Raw genomic sequence first — 16,904 nt, forward strand, 5'->3', positions numbered from 1 at the left:
CCTGATTGTGCAAGGCGCTTGCCGGAATTATCTGCCAGCGTCACCGCAGAGTTTCCAGCAGCTTTATAGTGGCTGCGGATGCGCCCGTTCGGCGTTGGATTGCAGCTTGTTCAAGCCATTCAAGTAAGCTTTAGCCGAGGCAATCACGATATCGGTATCGGCCCCTTGGCCGTTCACAATGCGGCCACCCTTGGACAGGCGCACGGTCACTTCGCCTTGCGCATCAGTGCCACTGGTGATGTTGTTGACCGAATAAAGCTGCAATTCGGAACCACTATTGACGATGCTCTCAATGGCTTTGAATGCCGCATCTACCGGGCCACCGCCATTGGACTCTGCACGCTTTTCAAGGCCATTTTCTGTCACGGTCACAATCGCATGCGGGATTTCGCCAGTCTGCGAACACACCTGCAGATATACCAGCTTGTAGCACTCACTGGCTTCGCCCATTACGTCATCGCTGACCAGGGCATGCAGATCTTCATCAAAAATCTCGGACTTCTTGTCCGCCAGCTCCTTAAAGCGGGCAAAGGCAGCATTCAAGGCTTCCTCGCTGTCAAGCTGGATACCTAGCTCGTTCAAACGGGTGCGGAAGGCATTGCGGCCGGACAGCTTGCCCAGCGTAAGCTTGTTGGCACCCCAACCCACATCTTCAGCACGCATGATCTCGTAAGTCTCGCGGTGCTTCAGCACGCCATCCTGGTGGATGCCGGATTCGTGAGCAAATGCGTTGGCGCCAACCACGGCCTTGTTCGGCTGCACCGGATAACCGGTAATGGTGGAAACCAGTTTGGAGGTGGGCACGATCTGCGTGGTATCAATGCTGGTGTCGAGATTGAATACATCGCGGCGCGTACGCACCGCCATCACAATCTCTTCCAGGCTGGCATTGCCTGCGCGCTCGCCCAGACCGTTGATCGTGCACTCGACCTGCCGTGCGCCGCCCATGACAGCCGCCAGCGAATTCGCTACCGCCATACCAAGGTCATTATGGCAATGTGTGGACCACACCACCTTGTGCGAATTAGGCACCTGCGCAATCAGCTGCTGCATGCGCTCGCCCCACAAGGCAGGAATCGAATACCCCACGGTATCCGGAACATTGATGGTCTTGGCGCCAGCATCGATCACCGCTGTAAACACCTGCACCAGAAAATCCATGTCCGAACGCACCGCATCCTCCGCGGAGAATTCTACATCGTCGGTATATTCCAGCGCCCATTTCACGGCCTGCACCGCACGCTCCAGCACTTGCTCCGGCGTCATGCGCAGCTTGTTCTGCATATGGATAGGGCTGGTAGCAATAAAGGTATGAATGCGTCCCTTGGCAGCTGGCTTGATGGCTTCACCCGCACGGCGGATATCGTTCTCATTGGCACGCGCCAGCGAGCAAACGGTGGATTCCTTGATGATCTCGGCTATCGCATGAATCGCATCGAAGTCCCCGGGGCTCGCCGCGGCAAAACCGGCTTCGATCACATTCACCCCCAGCTTTTCCAGCTGACGGGCAATGCGGATCTTTTCTTCCTTGGTCATGGCAGCGCCGGGGCTCTGCTCCCCATCGCGCAAGGTGGTATCAAAAATGATTAACTGCTTGTCTTTTATCGTGTCTGACATGGTGTCTGGTCCATAAACTTGGTGATCGCTGCATCATGTGACGCAGCGAAATGCATTTGCGGAGATAACTAAATTCAGTTGGCGGAAGGCGACGCGGGCGGGCGCTTCAGCTTGCGGTATGCCCACAAGACATACCCTGACAAGCCGTAGAGCAGTGAAACTGCGAACAGGACCTCAGCTGGACTGTAGGAAATCAGCACAAAGGCCAGCACGATCAGCAGAATCACCACAAACGGCACGCTGCTGCGCAAGTTGATATCCTTGCCACTGTAAAAGCGCAGGTCGCTCACCATGGAAATACCGGCAAATACGGTGATACTCCAGGCCAGCCATTTCATCTTGACCCAGCCGAAGAAAATCTCGTCACCGGCAATACCATTATCAAACGCAATCCACACCAGCCCGGCCAGCAGTGCAGCGGCAGCTGGGCTGGGCAGCCCCTGAAAATAACGCTTGTCGCTTTCATCCAGCTTGGTATTGAAGCGGGCCAGGCGCAAGGCGGCACTGGCGCAATAGATAAAGGCGGCGATCCAGCCCAGCTTGCCCATGGGTTGCAAAGCCCATACATACAGCACCAGCGCAGGGGCCACGCCAAACGACACCATGTCGGAAAGGCTGTCGTATTCCGCGCCAAATGCACTTTGGGTATTGGTCATGCGGGCAACGCGCCCATCCAGGCCATCGAGGATCATCGCAATAAAAATGGCCACGGCGGCATGCTCAAAGCGACCACTCATCGCCTGCACGATGGCGTAGAACCCGGCAAACAGCGCTGCCGTCGTAAACAGGTTGGGCAGGAGATAAATGCTGCGCTCGCGCAGACTCTGTTCAACCAGTGGCTTGGTACGACGCAGACGGGGTTTGGCATCAGCCATTGCGAAACTTCCTGAAATTAAACTTCGGCTAGTATATCAAAGCCGCATGGATTGACTATGTTAGACTCGCGTATTGATTTCAACACGCTTAGCACCATGCAATTCACTCTGCACAAACAGGACGGCGCAGCACGTCGCGGCACCGTCAGCCTGGCCCACGGCGAGGTACAAACCCCCGCCTTCATGCCAGTCGGCACTTACGGTTCCGTCAAGACACTCTCTCCGCAGGAAGTCCACGACATTGGCGCGCACATTCTGCTTGGCAATACCTTTCACTTATGGCTACGGCCTGGCCTCGATGTCATTGAGGCCCATGGCGGCCTGCATGGTTTCATGGGCTGGGACGGCCCCATCCTCACCGACTCCGGCGGCTTTCAGGTCTGGAGCCTGGGCGACTTGCGCAAGATCAGCGAAGAAGGCGTCAAATTCCGCTCCCCGATCAATGGCGACAGCTGTTTCCTGACACCTGAGGAATCCATGCGCATCCAGCGTGTGCTTAACTCCGACATCGTGATGATTTTTGACGAATGCACGCCTTACCCTGCCACCCACGAGCAAGCCATGACATCCATGCAGCTCAGCCTGCGCTGGGCACGGCGCAGCAAGGATGCCCATGCTGGCAACCCCAATGCCCTGTTCGGCATCATCCAGGGCGGCATGTATGAAGACCTGCGCGACATCTCGCTGGCGGGCCTGACCGACATTGAGTTTGATGGCTACGCCATAGGCGGCTTATCGGTAGGCGAGCCCAAGGAAGACATGCTGCGCATTCTGGCGCACACCACGCCGCAGATGCCACAGGACAAACCTCGCTACCTGATGGGCGTGGGTACGCCAGAAGACCTGGTGGACGCGGTAAGCCATGGCGTGGACATGTTTGACTGTGTGATGCCTACCCGCAATGCCCGCAATGGCTGGCTGTTCACGCAATACGGCGACATCAAGCTCAAAAACGCCCGCTATAAACTGGATACCGGCCCGCTGGATGCCGACTGCAGTTGCTATACCTGCCGCCATTTCAGCCGTGCCTATCTGCATCATTTGCATCGTACCGGCGAGATTCTGGGCGCCCGCCTCAACACCCTGCACAACCTGCACTATTACCAGCAACTAATGGCAGGCATGCGCAAGGCCATCGAAAATGGCACATTCAGCAGTTTCGTTGCGGAGTTCAAGGCCAAACGCCAGCAACTTAAAGCCGGAAACCTGGCAACCGCCTCAAATTAGAGGTGACCCTGATCACATAGCGAGCACGCCACAAGATGGCGGATAAATTTAGTGAGAACACCACAAGGCGCTCTATGCTAGAATTTTTGGCTTTAGTATCAACAGTATCAATTTTATTTAAAGTAATAGAAAGGTAGCTTCCGTGTTAATCAGCTCAGCTTATGCCGCATCGGCCTCCCCGGCTCCGGAATGGACCAGTTTTCTTCCCCTGGTCGTCATCTTTGTCCTGTTCTGGTTCATGCTGATTCGTCCGCAAATGAAGCAGGCCAAAGAACAGCGCCGCATGCTGGAAGCCCTGCAAAAAGGCGACGAAGTCATTACCGCTGGCGGTATCGTCGGCAAGGTCACCAAAGTCGGTGATGCTTATGTCTCGATTGAAATTGCACCGGAAATCAGCATCAACGTACAAAAGCAAACCGTCCAGACCCTGCTGCCCAAGGGCACCATCAAGTCCATCTGAATTTAAACCAACTCGCCATTCCGTCCCATGCTCCGCACTATTTCATACATTGCACCATCACCATGTATGGCCGAGCCTGAGGACGGAATGCGTTTTTTTCGAGCCGCATTATGAATCGTTACCCCTTATGGAAATACCTACTCGTGCTGATCACCCTGGTGCTCGGCGTGGTGTACTCGCTGCCTAATCTGTTTGGTGAATCGCCAGCAGTCCAGGTATCGACAGCCAAGAGCTCCGCAAAACTCGACCCCGCATTGCTGGGGCAGGTTGAAGATATCCTGAAACAGGAAAAAATCACCTATGAAGCGGTGTTTCTTGATACCAATGGCGTCAAGGTACGATTTGAAAATGCGGACACGCAGATCAATGCCAAGGATGTGCTGCAAGGCAAGCTGGGCAAGGATTATGTCGTAGCGCTCAACCTGATCTCACGCTCACCTTCCTGGCTGCGCAGCATCGGTGCCCTGCCCATGTACCTGGGTCTGGATCTGCGCGGAGGTGTTCACTTCCTGCTGCAAGTAGACATGAAAGCCGCCCTGGACAAGGCTGCAGAACGTTATGTCGGTGACTTCCGTAGCGCACTGCGCAAGGAGCGCGTCGCTTATATGGGCGTCAGCCGTGATGGCCAGGCCGTGCAGGTACGCTTCAGCAGCGCTGCTGAACTGGAGAAAGGCAAAAAGATCCTGAACAAGGAATACCCGGATCTGACGTTCCGTGACATTGATAGCGGCAACGACAAGCTGCTGATTGCCACGCTCAATCTGCAAGCGCAAAAGCGCATCCAGGAGTTTGCGCTCAAGCAGAATATTCAAACCCTGCATAACCGGGTGAACGAACTGGGCGTTGCCGAACCGATCATCCAGCAGCAAGGTCTGGATCGCATCGTCATTCAGTTACCAGGCGTGCAGGATACTGCCAAGGCCAAGGAAATCCTCGGCCGTACCGCTACGCTTGAAATCCGCATGGTAGACGAAGAAAAGAGCGATATGACCACACTGGACAAAGCCAGCAAGGGTCAGGTGCCATTTGGTGACGAGTATTATGTAGAACGAAATGGCCAGCCTATTCTAGTGAAGAAAAACGTCGTGCTGACCGGTGATTACATCACGGATGCAGGTCCTGGCCTGGACCAGCAAAACGGCGAGTCCGTCGTGCATGTGACACTGGATGCTCGCGGCGCCCGCATCTTCAAACAAGCCACCAAAGAAAACGTTGGCAAGCGCATGGCGATTCTGCTGATTGAAAAAGGACAAGCCGAAGTCATTACCGCACCCGTCATCCGCGAAGAAATTGGCGGCGGCCGCGTGCAGATTTCCGGCATGGCCAACGTGCAGGAAGCCACTGATGTTTCGTTGCTGTTGCGCGCTGGCGCCCTGGCTGCGCCGATGGATATCATCGAAGAACGTACCGTTGGCCCAAGCATGGGTGAAGAAAACATCAAGCGCGGCTGGCACTCCACCCTGTGGGGCTTTGCTGCGATTGCCGTGTTCATGATCATCTACTACATGCTGTTCGGTAGCGTGTCGGTGCTGGCGCTGGGCGTCAACCTGCTGCTGCTGACCGCCGTGCTGTCGCTGCTGCAGGCCACGCTCACCCTGCCAGGCCTGGCGGCGATTGCGCTGACGCTGGGGATGGCGATTGACGCCAACGTGCTGATCAATGAGCGCATTCGTGAAGAGCTGCGCAATGGCAATACGCCTCAGGCCGCGATTCACGCCGGCTATGACCGTGCCTTCGATACCATTCTGGACTCCAACGTGACCACCATGATCGCCGGTCTCGCCCTGTTCATGTTTGGCTCCGGTCCGGTCAAGGGCTTTGCCGTGGTGCACGTGCTGGGCATATTGACTTCCATGTTCAGCGCCGTGGTGGTTTCGCGCGCGCTGGTCAACCTGATTTACGGTTACCGCCGCAAGATCAGCAAGCTGTCCATCGGCTGATGCGACCTCACGTAAACGACTAGATACGAGTAAAGATCATGGAAATTTTCAAGATTAAAAAAGACATACCGTTTATGAGCTATGGTCGCCTGACGACCGCGATTTCGCTCATTACCTTCCTGCTGTCGGTGTTCTTCCTGGCGCACCGCGGCCTTAACCTTGGCGTCGACTTCACTGGCGGCACCATGATGGAAGTCAGCTATCCGCAGGCCGCGGATATCGGGAAAATCCGCGAGGCCGTCGACAGCGTGGGGCTGAAAGATGCCACGGTGCAAAACTTCGGCACCAGCCGCGATGTGCTGATCCGGCTACCACTCAAGCCTGAGCTTTCGATCTCGGCGTTGTCCGAGCAAGTGCTGACGGCCCTGCAGAAAGCAGACCCCAACGTCAAAATGAATCGCGTTGAATCCGTGGGCGCACAGGTAGGACAGGAACTCTACGAAAATGGCGCACTGGCCCTGTTGCTGGTGTCCATCGGCATCATGGCCTATCTCGCCCTGCGCTTTGAATGGCGCTTTGCGGTCGCCGCCGTCATTGCCAACATGCATGACGTGGTGATCATTCTGGGCTTCTTTGCCTTCTTCCAATGGGAATTCAACCTCACGGTGCTGGCTGCCGTGTTGGCAGTATTGGGTTACTCGGTGAATGAATCCGTAGTGGTATTTGACCGCGTACGAGAAAACTTCCGCAAGATGCGCAAAGCCGGCGTGCAGGAAGTCATCAATAATGCGATCACCCGCACCATGTCACGTACCGTCATCACCCACTTCTCGACCCAGCTGATGGTGTTGTCCATGCTGTTTTTTGGTGGCGAAGTGCTGCATAACTTCTCATTGGCACTGACCATTGGCATCCTGTTCGGCATTTACTCTTCTGTACTGGTTGCCAGCCCGATTGCCATGTATCTGGGCGTATCGCGCGAGAATCTGATGACCGGCGCTGAAAAGAAGCCAGCCGCAGCCGACGCACAACCTTGAGCGGACGCGCATCCCGCTTCCGACTTCCTTGACAATAGCGCTCCATCAAAGGGAAACTAGCGTTATCGCTTAACGCCTGTTTCCCCTTGGACACCATTCCCTTACCCATGCAGCTCGGCGCTCTTGCCGTGCTGCTTTTGATTTCCGCTTTTTTTTCCATCGCTGAAACCAGCCTGATGTCGCTCAACCGCTACCGGTTGCGGCATCTAGCAAAAGGCGGCCACCGTGGCGCCCGCCTCGCCAGCCACCTGCTAAGCAAAACGGACAAGCTGCTTGGCGTCATACTGCTTGGTAACAACTTTGCGAATGCCGCCTCTGCCACCCTGGTTACGGTCATTAGCGTGCAGCTGCTGGGGGAAGGCGAGTGGGTGCTGATGATAGGTACACTGAGCGTCACTTTCTTCATACTCGTGTTCAGCGAGATATCCCCCAAGGTCATTGCAGCGGCCTACCCGGAAAAACTGGCGTTTGCCGCCAGCTACATACTTTACCCCTTGCTGAAGGTGTTATATCCGGCTGTCTGGTTCGTAAATCTATTTGTCAGCGGCCTGTTGCGCCTGCTGGGAATACGCGTCAATTTTGCCGACCACAATCACGCCATTTCCATGGAAGAGTTGCGCAGCATCGTCAGCGATTCAGCCAACTACATTCCCAAGAATCATCGCACCATCTTGCTGAACCTGTTTGAGCTGGAAAAGATCACGGTAGATGACGTCATGACCGCGCATACCCTGATCGACACCATCGACATGGATGCTCCACTGGATGACATATTGCAGCATATCTCCAGCAGCCATCACACCCAGTTACCGGTCAAGCAGGGCCCCGGGGAAGAAATTATTGGCTTCATTCATGTCCGGCGCGTCATCAACCAGCTGCGTGGTGGCGAACTGGATAAGGAGGCCTTGCAAGAGATTATCGCCGACCCCTACTTTGTGCCTTCAGGTACCCCGCTCTACACCCAGATGCAGCAGTTTCAGGAGCAGCAGCAACGCATGGGGCTGGTGGTGGACGAATACGGTGAACTGAAAGGTCTGGTGACGCTCGAAGACATACTGGAAGAGATCATTGGCGACTTCACCACCCAGTCACCACTGCGCACCAGCAAGTACATCCACGAAGAAGATGGCAGCTGGCTGGTGGATGGTTCCAGCAGCCTGCGCGATCTAAATCGCAAACTGGGCTTGAATTTACCGCTGGATGGCCCCAAAACATTAAATGGATTGGTACTTGAGCATTTTGAGGATATTCCGGAGCCCAGCACCAGCTTCAAGATTGGCACACACGCCCTGGAAATCGTGCAAACCCATGACCGTATCGTCAAGAGCGTCCGCATTTACCCCTAGCATCCCGGCCTGCTTTGCCTTGGGAGGCTAGGCGGGCGCGAAATTTGCATTCATATCATCAATCAGTTGAACTGGCCGGATTACCCACATTTAATTCAGGCTTGAATTATTTCTGATTCGGCTCAAAATAGGCATCACTATGGCAAGTACGAAGCATCAAGAGGGAATCGTTACAGAAAAGCAAACGGCTCGGCCTAAACCCCCGTCCATGTATAAAGTAATTCTGCTGAACGACGATTACACCCCCATGGAATTTGTTGTAGAAGTGATTCAGCGTTTTTTTAACAAAAGCCGTGAACAGGCGACGCAAATCATGCTCAAAGTTCATACGGAAGGCGCAGGTATCTGTGGCGTTTATCCGCACGACATCGCCGAAACCAAAGTAAATCAGGTATTGGGTTATGCCCGTGAATATCAACATCCGCTGCAATGCGCAATGGAAGAAGTCTGAGGAAGTGCAAAATGATCGCCCAGGAACTTGAAGTCTCACTACATATGGCCTTTATGGACGCCAGGCAAAAACGCCATGAGTTAATCACGGTGGAACACCTGCTGCTGGCCATGATAGACAACCCCACAGCGGCGGACGTGCTGCGCTCCTGCGGTGCCAATCTCGACACTTTGCGTTCCGAACTGGTGCACTACATTGAGGAACATACCCCCATTGTAGAAGGCTCGGATGAGGTAGACACCCAGCCTACACTCGGCTTCCAGCGCGTTATTCAGCGCGCGATTCTGCACGTGCAGTCTTCCGGCAAGAAAGAAGTCACTGGCGCCAACGTGCTGGTCGCCATCTATGGCGAAAAGGATTCGCACGCTGTTTTCTTCCTGCATCAGCAAGGCATTACGCGTCTGGACGTGGTGAATTTCATCGCCCATGGCGTCGCCAAAGTCACCGACAACACCAGCAAGCGTGCAGAAACGGAGCAGGAAGCTGAAGCGGAAGCCGCGCCCGGCAGCGCCTTGGAAAGTTTCACGCTCAACCTAAACCAGCAGGTGCTGGCAGGCAAGATCGACCCCCTGATCGGGCGTGGCAATGAAATCGAGCGCGTGATTCAAACCCTTTGCCGTCGTCGCAAGAACAACCCCTTGCTGGTTGGCGAAGCTGGTGTAGGCAAGACCGCCATTGCCGAAGGCCTCGCACGTCGTATTGTCGAAGGCAATGTGCCTGAAGTGCTGGCCAATGCCGTTATCTATTCACTGGACATGGGTGCGCTGCTGGCTGGCACCAAGTACCGCGGCGATTTTGAGCAACGCCTCAAAGCCGTGATGAAAAAACTGGCCGAGCAACCGGAAGCTGTCCTGTTCATTGATGAAATTCATACACTGATTGGCGCAGGTGCAGCCAGTGGCGGCACCTTGGATGCGTCCAACCTGCTGAAGCCAGCTCTGTCAAATGGCTCGCTGAAATGTATAGGTGCGACCACCTATCAGGAATACCGAGGCATTTTTGAGAAAGATCACGCGCTGTCCCGCCGCTTCCAGAAAGTGGATGTGGTGGAACCCACCGTGGCCGAAACCGTTGAAATACTCAAGGGCCTGAAGTCGCGCTTTGAGCAGCACCACAGTGTGAAATACACCATGGCCGCCTTGAGCACTGCCGCTGAGCTTGCAGCCAAGTACATCAATGACCGTCACCTGCCAGACAAGGCGATTGATGTGATTGATGAGGCCGGTGCTGCGCAGCGCATCCTGCCGAAGTCCAAGCAGAAGAAAGTCATTGGCAACAAGGAAATCGAAGACATCATTGCCAAGGTGGCCCGTATTCCGCCCAAGAACATCTCCAGTGATGACCGTAATGCGCTGAAAACGCTGGAGCGCGACCTCAAGGCGACCGTGTTCGGTCAGGACAAGGCGATCGAGGCATTGTCTGCTGCCATCAAGATGGCACGCAGCGGTCTAGGTAGCACCAACAAGCCTATCGGCTCATTCCTGTTCTCCGGCCCTACGGGTGTTGGCAAAACCGAAGTGGCACGCCAGCTTGCCTATACGCTGGGCATAGAGCTGATTCGCTTTGACATGTCGGAGTACATGGAGCGTCATGCAGTATCGCGCCTGATTGGTGCGCCTCCTGGCTATGTGGGCTTTGAGCAGGGCGGCCTCATGACTGAGGCCATCAACAAGCATCCATATTGCGTGCTGTTGCTGGACGAGATTGAAAAGGCCCACCCGGATATTTTCAATATCCTGCTGCAGGTGATGGACCATGGCACGCTGACCGATAACAACGGCCGCAAGGCGGATTTCCGCAATGTCACCATCATCATGACCACCAATGCGGGAGCAGAAGCCATCTCCAAGACGAGTATCGGCTTTACGCTGGGCAAGACAGCGGGTGACGATCTGGCCGAAATTAAGCGCCTGTTCAGCCCCGAGTTCCGCAATCGTCTGGATGCCACGGTATCGTTTGCACCACTGTCGCAGGAAATCATCATGCGCGTGGTCGACAAGTTCCTCATGCAACTGGAAGATCAGCTGCACGAGAAGAAAGTCGAAGTCACCTTTACCGATGCACTCAAGGCTTATCTCGGCAAGAAGGGCTTCGACCCACTGATGGGCGCACGTCCGATGGCACGCCTGATTCAGGACACCATACGCCGCGGTCTGGCCGACGAGTTGCTGTTTGGGCGCCTGGCCAATGGTGGTCGCGTCGAAGTGGATATCGACGAGAACGATGCCATCCAGCTGCATTTTGAGGATGGGGACACCAACAATAGCCCCGCTCTGGAAACGCATACGGCAGACTGAGTTCAGTCCACACGAAAAGCCCCCGCTCCAGCGATGGACGGGGGCTTTTTTCATAGCGGCCCTGATGGATAGAGGCGCCAAGAATTACTGAAAGCTCAGGCGATACGCGGGGACTCGGCCGTCGGCTCCTGCCAGGTAGGATATTTTTCCATGATGGACTCAAACAGCGGACTTTGTATCCGCTGCGCCAGCCACATCTTCAACAGAGGATAAGGGGCGGCCGCAAACCAGTCAGGTTCCACCATGGAAAACTGCCGTACAAACGGGAATATGGCGATGTCGGCATACGTCGGGCTTGTACCCAACAGGCATCCATGCAGATGCAAACTGGACTCCAGCACCTGCAGGAAGCGTTCGCCATCCGCGCGGTAAGTGCTTTGTGGATGTTCCGGATAACGATCCGGATATTTATAGCGATCCAGAGCTCGCTTGAATTCTTCGTCGTTTTGCTTCACCAGCGCATGCATGGCAGCGTCACTTTGCCCCAGCCATTGTTCGGGGTCATGCTTCGCCAGCGCCCATTGCATGATATCCAGGCTTTGATCAATCACCTGGCCGTCGGGCAATATCAGGACGGGAACAGTCGCCTTTGGAGAGACCAGGCGTAAGTGTTGCGGTTTATCGCGCAGGGAAATTTCACGAATCTCGACGTCAATGCCCGCATACCGCAAGGCCATACGCGCCCGCATCGCATAAGGGCAACGACGATAGGAGTACAGAATAGGCAGGGACATCAATCGTCGACAGGCGGCGTACACGTACTCACGCCAAACAAGGCATAGGCAGGGCACCAGCGCAATATTCCCGTCATCAGATACACAATACCCAACAGACCAAGCCAGCGCCATGGCGACTGTATCCAGAACATGGCGCCTAGCAATGCCACGCCTGATACTATTCGCATCACACTATCATTCGAGCCCACATTTTTGCGCATGACCCTCTCCCGACATTAGCCGATCGCGACACAAGCCTCTTTTACCAGCGACGGACCGCGATAGACCAATCCGCTGTAGAGTTGAACCAGGCTGGCACCCGCCTCGATTTTCTCGCGGGCATCATCTCCCGACAAAATACCGCCGACACCGATGATAGGCAATGCGCCTGCAAGCTGCGTCGCCAATGCATGAATCACACGAGTTGAAAGGTTGCGTACGGGTGCACCTGACAAGCCGCCCGTCTCGGTGGCGTGCGGCAGCCCCTCCACCGCGGTACGCGACAAAGTGGTATTCGTCGCGATTACCGCATCCATATTGTGCTGCATCAGCAAGCGGGCAATTTCGGTAATCTGCTCATCCTGCAGATCCGGTGCAATTTTCAGGGCCACCGGCACATACCGGCCATGCTGATCGGCCAGCACTTGCTGCTCGCGCTTCAAGGCAGCCAGCAGTTGTGAGAGGGCTTCCTTCTCCTGCAGTTGACGCAGATTCTTGGTGTTGGGTGAAGAGATGTTCACCGTAATGTAACTGGCATGGGCGTAGACTTTACGCATGCAAATCAGATAGTCATCCACCGCACGCTCATTCGGGGTATCGAAATTCTTGCCGATATTGATGCCAAGAATGCCGCGATATTGCGCTTTTTGCACATTTTCCAGCAGCTGATCCACGCCGTGATTATTAAACCCAAAGCGGTTAATGATCGCGTTAGCCGCAGGCAAGCGAAACATGCGGGGCTTGGGGTTACCGGGCTGTGCCCGTGGCGTGACCGTTCCCACTTCAATAAAACCGAAACCCAGCCGGGCCAGACCATCAATGCATGCGCCGTTTTTATCCAGACCCGCTGCCAGGCCCACCGGATTGGGAAAATCCAGGCCCATGACACGGCGCGGGGTGGCAGGCAATGCGCCCTGCCCTAATATGCGATTTACGCCATAGCGTTCGCCCGTGCGCAGTGCTTGCAAAGTGAGGTCATGGGCACGCTCGGCATCCAGCGTGAACAAGAGTGGTTTAGCCAGGGAGTAGAGATTCATGGCGCAATTCTACTGCAAAATCCCGGAGATTCCGGAGGAAATATACGCGCAGATGGCGACTGAAAGGGGCGGACAACCCTCATTATCCGCCGCTACCCAGAGATAGCAGAAAGGCCCCACAGGGCCTTGGCCAATCATGCACTGGCGTGCTGGACTCAGCACTCCAGCACGGTGATCTGCTCTGACAGGCGAATCATGCGCTCTACCGACGTCACCCAGACGATACCGTCGCCCACCTGACCGGTATGCCCGACCTCCACCAACACCTGCAGCACGCCCTCGACCAGCTCATCGGGGGTGACAAGCTCAATCCGCACCTTGGGGCTGTAGTCGGTCAGCTCTTCCCTTATCCCGCCTGAAGGCTTGGCAACAAAGTGGCCGCAGCCCTCCACCTTGCTCACCGTCATGCCAGGAAAGCCCTTGATGTTACGCAAGGCGGATCGTATTTTCGGCAACCGGTTGGGTTGCACCACGGCTTTTATTTCTTTCATCCCTTAACCTCTTCATTGGTCATGCCCGAACATGCTCAGGCTTCTATTTTTTTCTCTTCAAATTTGCGATACAGCGTAGGCACCACCACCAGTGTCAGCAAGGTGGAGGTGATCAGGCCACCGATCACCACAATCGCCAGCGGCCGCTGAATCTCGGAACCCGGACCGGTTGCAAACAGGAACGGCACCAGGCCAAGCATGGCCACGGTAGCTGTCATCATGACCGGGCGGAAACGCTGCTTGCAGCCCTGCATAATCGCTTCCATCTGCGGCAAGCCTTCGTCGCGCAGGCTACGTATATAAGATACCAGCACCACGCCATTCAGCACGGCTATCCCCCACAGCGCAATAAAGCCAACCGATGCCGGCACTGACAGATATTCGCCTGTGACAAACAAAGCAATAATCCCGCCTATGGAGGCAAATGGTAGCACCATGATAATCATGGTGGCGTAGCGCAGCGAGTTGAATAACAAAAATAGCAGGAAGAAGATGGCGCCGATGGTGACCGGAATAATGACCATCAAATGGCTCATGGCGCGCTGCATGTTCTGGAACTGGCCACCGTATTCGATATAGTAACCATCAGGCAGCTTGAGCTGCTTGTCCAGCGTCTTCTGCAACTCGGCTACAAAGCCGCCCAGATCGCGATCCTTCACATTCACGCCAACCACAATGCGGCGCTTGGCCAGCTCACGACTGATCTGGGCCGGGCCATCACGCACTTCGATATGCGCAAGGTCGCGCAACGCCACACGTGAACCATTGGGGGAAGTGATCAGGATATTGCCGATGGCATCCACATTATCGCGGAAGCTTTCAGGAAAACGTACGGCGGCACTGAAACGGCGCTGACCTTCATAAATTTCGGTCGCCACCTTGCCGCCAATGGCCGTTTCAATCACATCGTGGATATCCGACGCGTTGATGCCATGCCGGGCAATCGCCTGCCGATCAATCCGGATATTCAGGTACTGCTGACCGGAGACTTTTTCCACCTTGATCTCAGTGGCGCCACGCACGGTCGAGGCGATGCGTGAAATTTCATCGGCCTTGGCTTTCAGCACCACCATGTCTTCACCGAAGATTTTGACCGCGACATCCGCCCGCACGCCAGTCAGCAATTCATCCACGCGATCGGAAATCGGCTGCGCCATGATGATCTGCACACCTGGCAAATGTTCAGCCAGCACACTGCGCATCTTCTCGGCAATGTCATCCTGCGTCCAGCCTTCCGGCCACTCGCTACGCGGCAACAGGCTGATGATAGGCGTGGACTCATTCTGCGCCTGCGGATCTGCCGGACTCTCGCCACGCCCCACGCCAGATACCGCGGATTTCACGCCGGGCACCTTTTCCATGATCAGGCGCATGGCTTCGCTTTCCATCTTGATGGATTCTTCCAGCGAGATATTTGGCACACGGTTGATCCCCGGCACGATCGAGCCTTCCTTCATCTCCGGGATAAACGAGTTGCCCAGCAGAGGCACAATCGCCAGGGTGCCAATAAACACCAGCACCGCCAGCATGATGGTTTTCTTCTCATTGGACAGCGCCCAACTCAGCATGCTGACATAAGGGCGCTTGATCAACTGAATCATCCTGGTATCTTCACCACTGCCGCCCTTGAGAATGAATGAACACATGGCAGGGGTCAGCGTCAGCGACAGCACCAGCGACACAAACAGCGCAATCGCAATCGTATACGCCAGCGGCGCAAACATCTTGCCTTCCATGCCCTGCAGGGTCATCAGCGGCAGGAACACCAGAATGATGATGCCCACGCCAAACAGCACCGGAGTCGCCACTTCGGCTGCCGCTTCGAATACCACACGAATCTTGCTTTCATCTTTGCGATGACCCAGATGGTGGAAGGTATTCTCCACCACCACCACCGAACCATCGACCATGAGACCAATGGCGATCGCCAAGCCCCCCAGCGACATCAGGTTGGCCGAAATGCCGTAGTAATTCATCGCCATGAAGGTAATCAGCGGCGTCAGAATCAGCGTCCCCACCACAATCAGGCTGGAGCGCACGTCCCCCAGAAACAGGAAGAGGATAACGATCACCAGCACGATGCCCTCGATCAGCACCTTGGTCACCGTATGCAGCGCCGCATCCACCAGCTCGCTGCGGTCGTAATACGGCACGATCTGCAAACCACCCGGCAGCATGCCTTTATCGTTGATTTCTTTCACCCGTGCCTTGATGCGGCTGACAACTTCCTTGGCGTTACCGCCGCGCATCATCATCACCACACCGCCCACGGATTCGGTATCGCCATTCTTGAGAATCGCGCCCACGCGCACCTCATAACCCAGCTTTACCTCGGCCACATCGCGCATATACACCGGCGTGCCGTTCTGCTCTTTGAGAATGATGTTGCGGATATCGTCCAGATTCTGGATCAGGCTGATGCCGCGGATGAGGTATTGCTCCGCGTAATGCGGCAGCACACCGCCGCCGCTATTGGCGTTATTACGCGCCAGCGCCTGATACACATCGTGCAGCTTCACACCGTAGTGATTCATGCGGTCCGGATTCACCAGCGCCTGGTATTGCTTGACGTACCCGCCTTGCGAATTGATTTCTGCCACGCCAGGAATGCCGCGCAACAAGGGCCGCACCACCCAATCCTGCACCGCGCGGCGCTCGGTCAGCTCGTTCACCGAGAGCTCTTTTTTGCCATCGGTAGGTTTATCCAGCGTGTACTGGTACACCTCGCCCAGACCGGTAGAGACCGGCCCCAGCACTGGCGTCACGCCTTCCGGCATGCGGTCCATCACCTCCATCAATCGCTCCATGACCAGCTGGCGCGAGAAATAGACATCGGTATCGTCGGTAAACACCAGAGTAATCAGCGATAGGGCATTCTTGTTGAGGGAACGCATTTCAGTCAGACCGGGTAGACCGGTCATGGCGATTTCAAGCGGTACTGTGATAAAGCGCTCGACTTCCTCCGGTGATCTCCCCGTGGCCTGGGTAGCAATCAGCACCTGTACATTGGTCACATCCGGGAAGGCATCCACCGACAGTTTTTTGACGGCAAACAAGCCAGCGATCAGGAGAGCAACTGCAATAACCACCACGACAATACGCTGCCGCAAAGCACCACGGATGAGAGATTCGATCAAAACTTACCTCATGATTCATGCAAGGGGTTCAGGCACAGCAACATGCATGCTTCATCCCCCTGCGAGTTGATGTGCCCCAAAGAGTACAGGATAAGCCGTCGGCTTAGCAATCAT

At 55.4% G+C, this 16,904-nt stretch carries 14 protein-coding genes; 7 read left to right on the forward strand and 7 right to left on the reverse strand.

What is annotated here, in order from left to right:
- Window positions 1-63: 63 nt before the first annotated feature.
- Window positions 64-1,617 (reverse strand): 2-isopropylmalate synthase, encoded by a 1,554-nt coding sequence (locus LG203_RS11105; RefSeq protein ID WP_230345824.1) that lies wholly within the window; start codon window positions 1,615-1,617, stop codon window positions 64-66.
- Between the two features lie 74 nt (window positions 1,618-1,691).
- Window positions 1,692-2,492 carry a CDP-diacylglycerol--serine O-phosphatidyltransferase gene (gene pssA / locus LG203_RS11110; protein WP_230345825.1) on the reverse strand — a complete coding sequence of 267 codons (801 nt, stop codon included), beginning with the start codon at window positions 2,490-2,492 and terminating at the stop codon, window positions 1,692-1,694.
- A 96-nt stretch (window positions 2,493-2,588) separates the two neighbouring features.
- Here pssA and tgt point away from each other — a divergent pair, with 96 nt between their 5' ends.
- The 7 genes from tgt (at window position 2,589) to clpA (ending at window position 11,190) form a co-directional block, all read left to right on the forward strand.
- Window positions 2,589-3,719: a tRNA guanosine(34) transglycosylase Tgt gene (gene tgt / locus LG203_RS11115; RefSeq protein WP_230346371.1), complete on the forward strand. Its 1,131-nt coding sequence runs from the start codon at window positions 2,589-2,591 to the stop codon at window positions 3,717-3,719.
- Between the two features lie 142 nt (window positions 3,720-3,861).
- A complete protein-coding gene (gene yajC / locus LG203_RS11120; protein WP_230345826.1) occupies window positions 3,862-4,179 on the forward strand; it encodes a preprotein translocase subunit YajC in 318 nt (105 codons plus the stop codon).
- 110 nt (window positions 4,180-4,289) lie between these two features.
- The gene (gene secD, locus LG203_RS11125; RefSeq protein ID WP_230345827.1) at window positions 4,290-6,119 is read left to right on the forward strand and encodes a protein translocase subunit SecD; all 1,830 of its coding nucleotides are present in this window, start codon (window positions 4,290-4,292) and stop codon (window positions 6,117-6,119) included.
- A 38-nt stretch (window positions 6,120-6,157) separates the two neighbouring features.
- Complete coding sequence (gene secF / locus LG203_RS11130; RefSeq protein ID WP_230345828.1) at window positions 6,158-7,096, forward strand: protein translocase subunit SecF; 939 nt, start codon at window positions 6,158-6,160, stop codon at window positions 7,094-7,096.
- 107 nt (window positions 7,097-7,203) lie between these two features.
- Window positions 7,204-8,442, forward strand: a complete 1,239-nt coding sequence (locus tag LG203_RS11135) for an HlyC/CorC family transporter (RefSeq protein WP_407665411.1) — start codon at window positions 7,204-7,206, stop codon at window positions 8,440-8,442.
- A gap of 139 nt (window positions 8,443-8,581) precedes the next feature.
- Window positions 8,582-8,893: an ATP-dependent Clp protease adapter ClpS gene (clpS, locus tag LG203_RS11140; RefSeq protein WP_015830794.1), complete on the forward strand. Its 312-nt coding sequence runs from the start codon at window positions 8,582-8,584 to the stop codon at window positions 8,891-8,893.
- A gap of 11 nt (window positions 8,894-8,904) precedes the next feature.
- Window positions 8,905-11,190, forward strand: a complete 2,286-nt coding sequence (gene clpA, locus LG203_RS11145; protein ID WP_230345830.1) for an ATP-dependent Clp protease ATP-binding subunit ClpA — start codon at window positions 8,905-8,907, stop codon at window positions 11,188-11,190.
- A gap of 95 nt (window positions 11,191-11,285) precedes the next feature.
- On the opposite strand, the gene LG203_RS11150 is transcribed toward clpA, so the two are convergent.
- The 5 genes from LG203_RS11150 to LG203_RS11170 all read right to left on the reverse strand — a co-directional run bounded on the left by LG203_RS11150 (window position 11,286) and on the right by LG203_RS11170 (window position 16,790).
- Window positions 11,286-11,924, reverse strand: coding sequence for a glutathione S-transferase (locus tag LG203_RS11150; RefSeq protein ID WP_230345831.1), 639 nt, complete (start codon window positions 11,922-11,924; stop codon window positions 11,286-11,288).
- Window positions 11,924-12,127 (reverse strand): YgaP family membrane protein, encoded by a 204-nt coding sequence (locus LG203_RS11155; protein ID WP_230345832.1) that lies wholly within the window; start codon window positions 12,125-12,127, stop codon window positions 11,924-11,926. The genes LG203_RS11150 and LG203_RS11155 overlap by 1 nt, the downstream gene beginning before the upstream one ends.
- Window positions 12,128-12,142: 15 nt before the next feature.
- Entirely contained in the window at window positions 12,143-13,162 is a 1,020-nt protein-coding gene (locus tag LG203_RS11160; RefSeq protein WP_230345833.1) for a quinone-dependent dihydroorotate dehydrogenase, read from the reverse strand.
- Window positions 13,163-13,317: 155 nt separating this feature from the next.
- Window positions 13,318-13,653, reverse strand: a complete 336-nt coding sequence (locus LG203_RS11165) for a P-II family nitrogen regulator (protein ID WP_230345834.1) — start codon at window positions 13,651-13,653, stop codon at window positions 13,318-13,320.
- A 35-nt stretch (window positions 13,654-13,688) separates the two neighbouring features.
- Window positions 13,689-16,790: an efflux RND transporter permease subunit gene (locus LG203_RS11170; protein WP_230345835.1), complete on the reverse strand. Its 3,102-nt coding sequence runs from the start codon at window positions 16,788-16,790 to the stop codon at window positions 13,689-13,691.
- Between the last annotated feature and the right edge of the window lie 114 nt (window positions 16,791-16,904).

The sequence above is a fragment of the Methylovorus mays genome, assembly GCF_020531915.1.
Taxonomy (GTDB): domain Bacteria; phylum Pseudomonadota; class Gammaproteobacteria; order Burkholderiales; family Methylophilaceae; genus Methylovorus; species Methylovorus mays.

Coding starts and splice junctions, on each gene's coding strand:
- LG203_RS11135 (WP_407665411.1), top strand. CDS start 7,204: ATGCAGCTCGGCGCTCTTGCCGTGCTGCTTTTGATTTCCGCTTTTTTT.
- secD (WP_230345827.1), top strand. CDS start 4,290: ATGAATCGTTACCCCTTATGGAAATACCTACTCGTGCTGATCACCCTG.
- LG203_RS11155 (WP_230345832.1), bottom strand. CDS start 12,127: ATGCGCAAAAATGTGGGCTCGAATGATAGTGTGATGCGAATAGTATCA.
- pssA (WP_230345825.1), bottom strand. CDS start 2,492: ATGGCTGATGCCAAACCCCGTCTGCGTCGTACCAAGCCACTGGTTGAA.
- LG203_RS11105 (WP_230345824.1), bottom strand. CDS start 1,617: ATGTCAGACACGATAAAAGACAAGCAGTTAATCATTTTTGATACCACC.
- clpA (WP_230345830.1), top strand. CDS start 8,905: ATGATCGCCCAGGAACTTGAAGTCTCACTACATATGGCCTTTATGGAC.
- secF (WP_230345828.1), top strand. CDS start 6,158: ATGGAAATTTTCAAGATTAAAAAAGACATACCGTTTATGAGCTATGGT.
- tgt (WP_230346371.1), top strand. CDS start 2,589: ATGCAATTCACTCTGCACAAACAGGACGGCGCAGCACGTCGCGGCACC.
- LG203_RS11165 (WP_230345834.1), bottom strand. CDS start 13,653: ATGAAAGAAATAAAAGCCGTGGTGCAACCCAACCGGTTGCCGAAAATA.
- LG203_RS11150 (WP_230345831.1), bottom strand. CDS start 11,924: ATGTCCCTGCCTATTCTGTACTCCTATCGTCGTTGCCCTTATGCGATG.
- LG203_RS11160 (WP_230345833.1), bottom strand. CDS start 13,162: ATGAATCTCTACTCCCTGGCTAAACCACTCTTGTTCACGCTGGATGCC.
- clpS (WP_015830794.1), top strand. CDS start 8,582: ATGGCAAGTACGAAGCATCAAGAGGGAATCGTTACAGAAAAGCAAACG.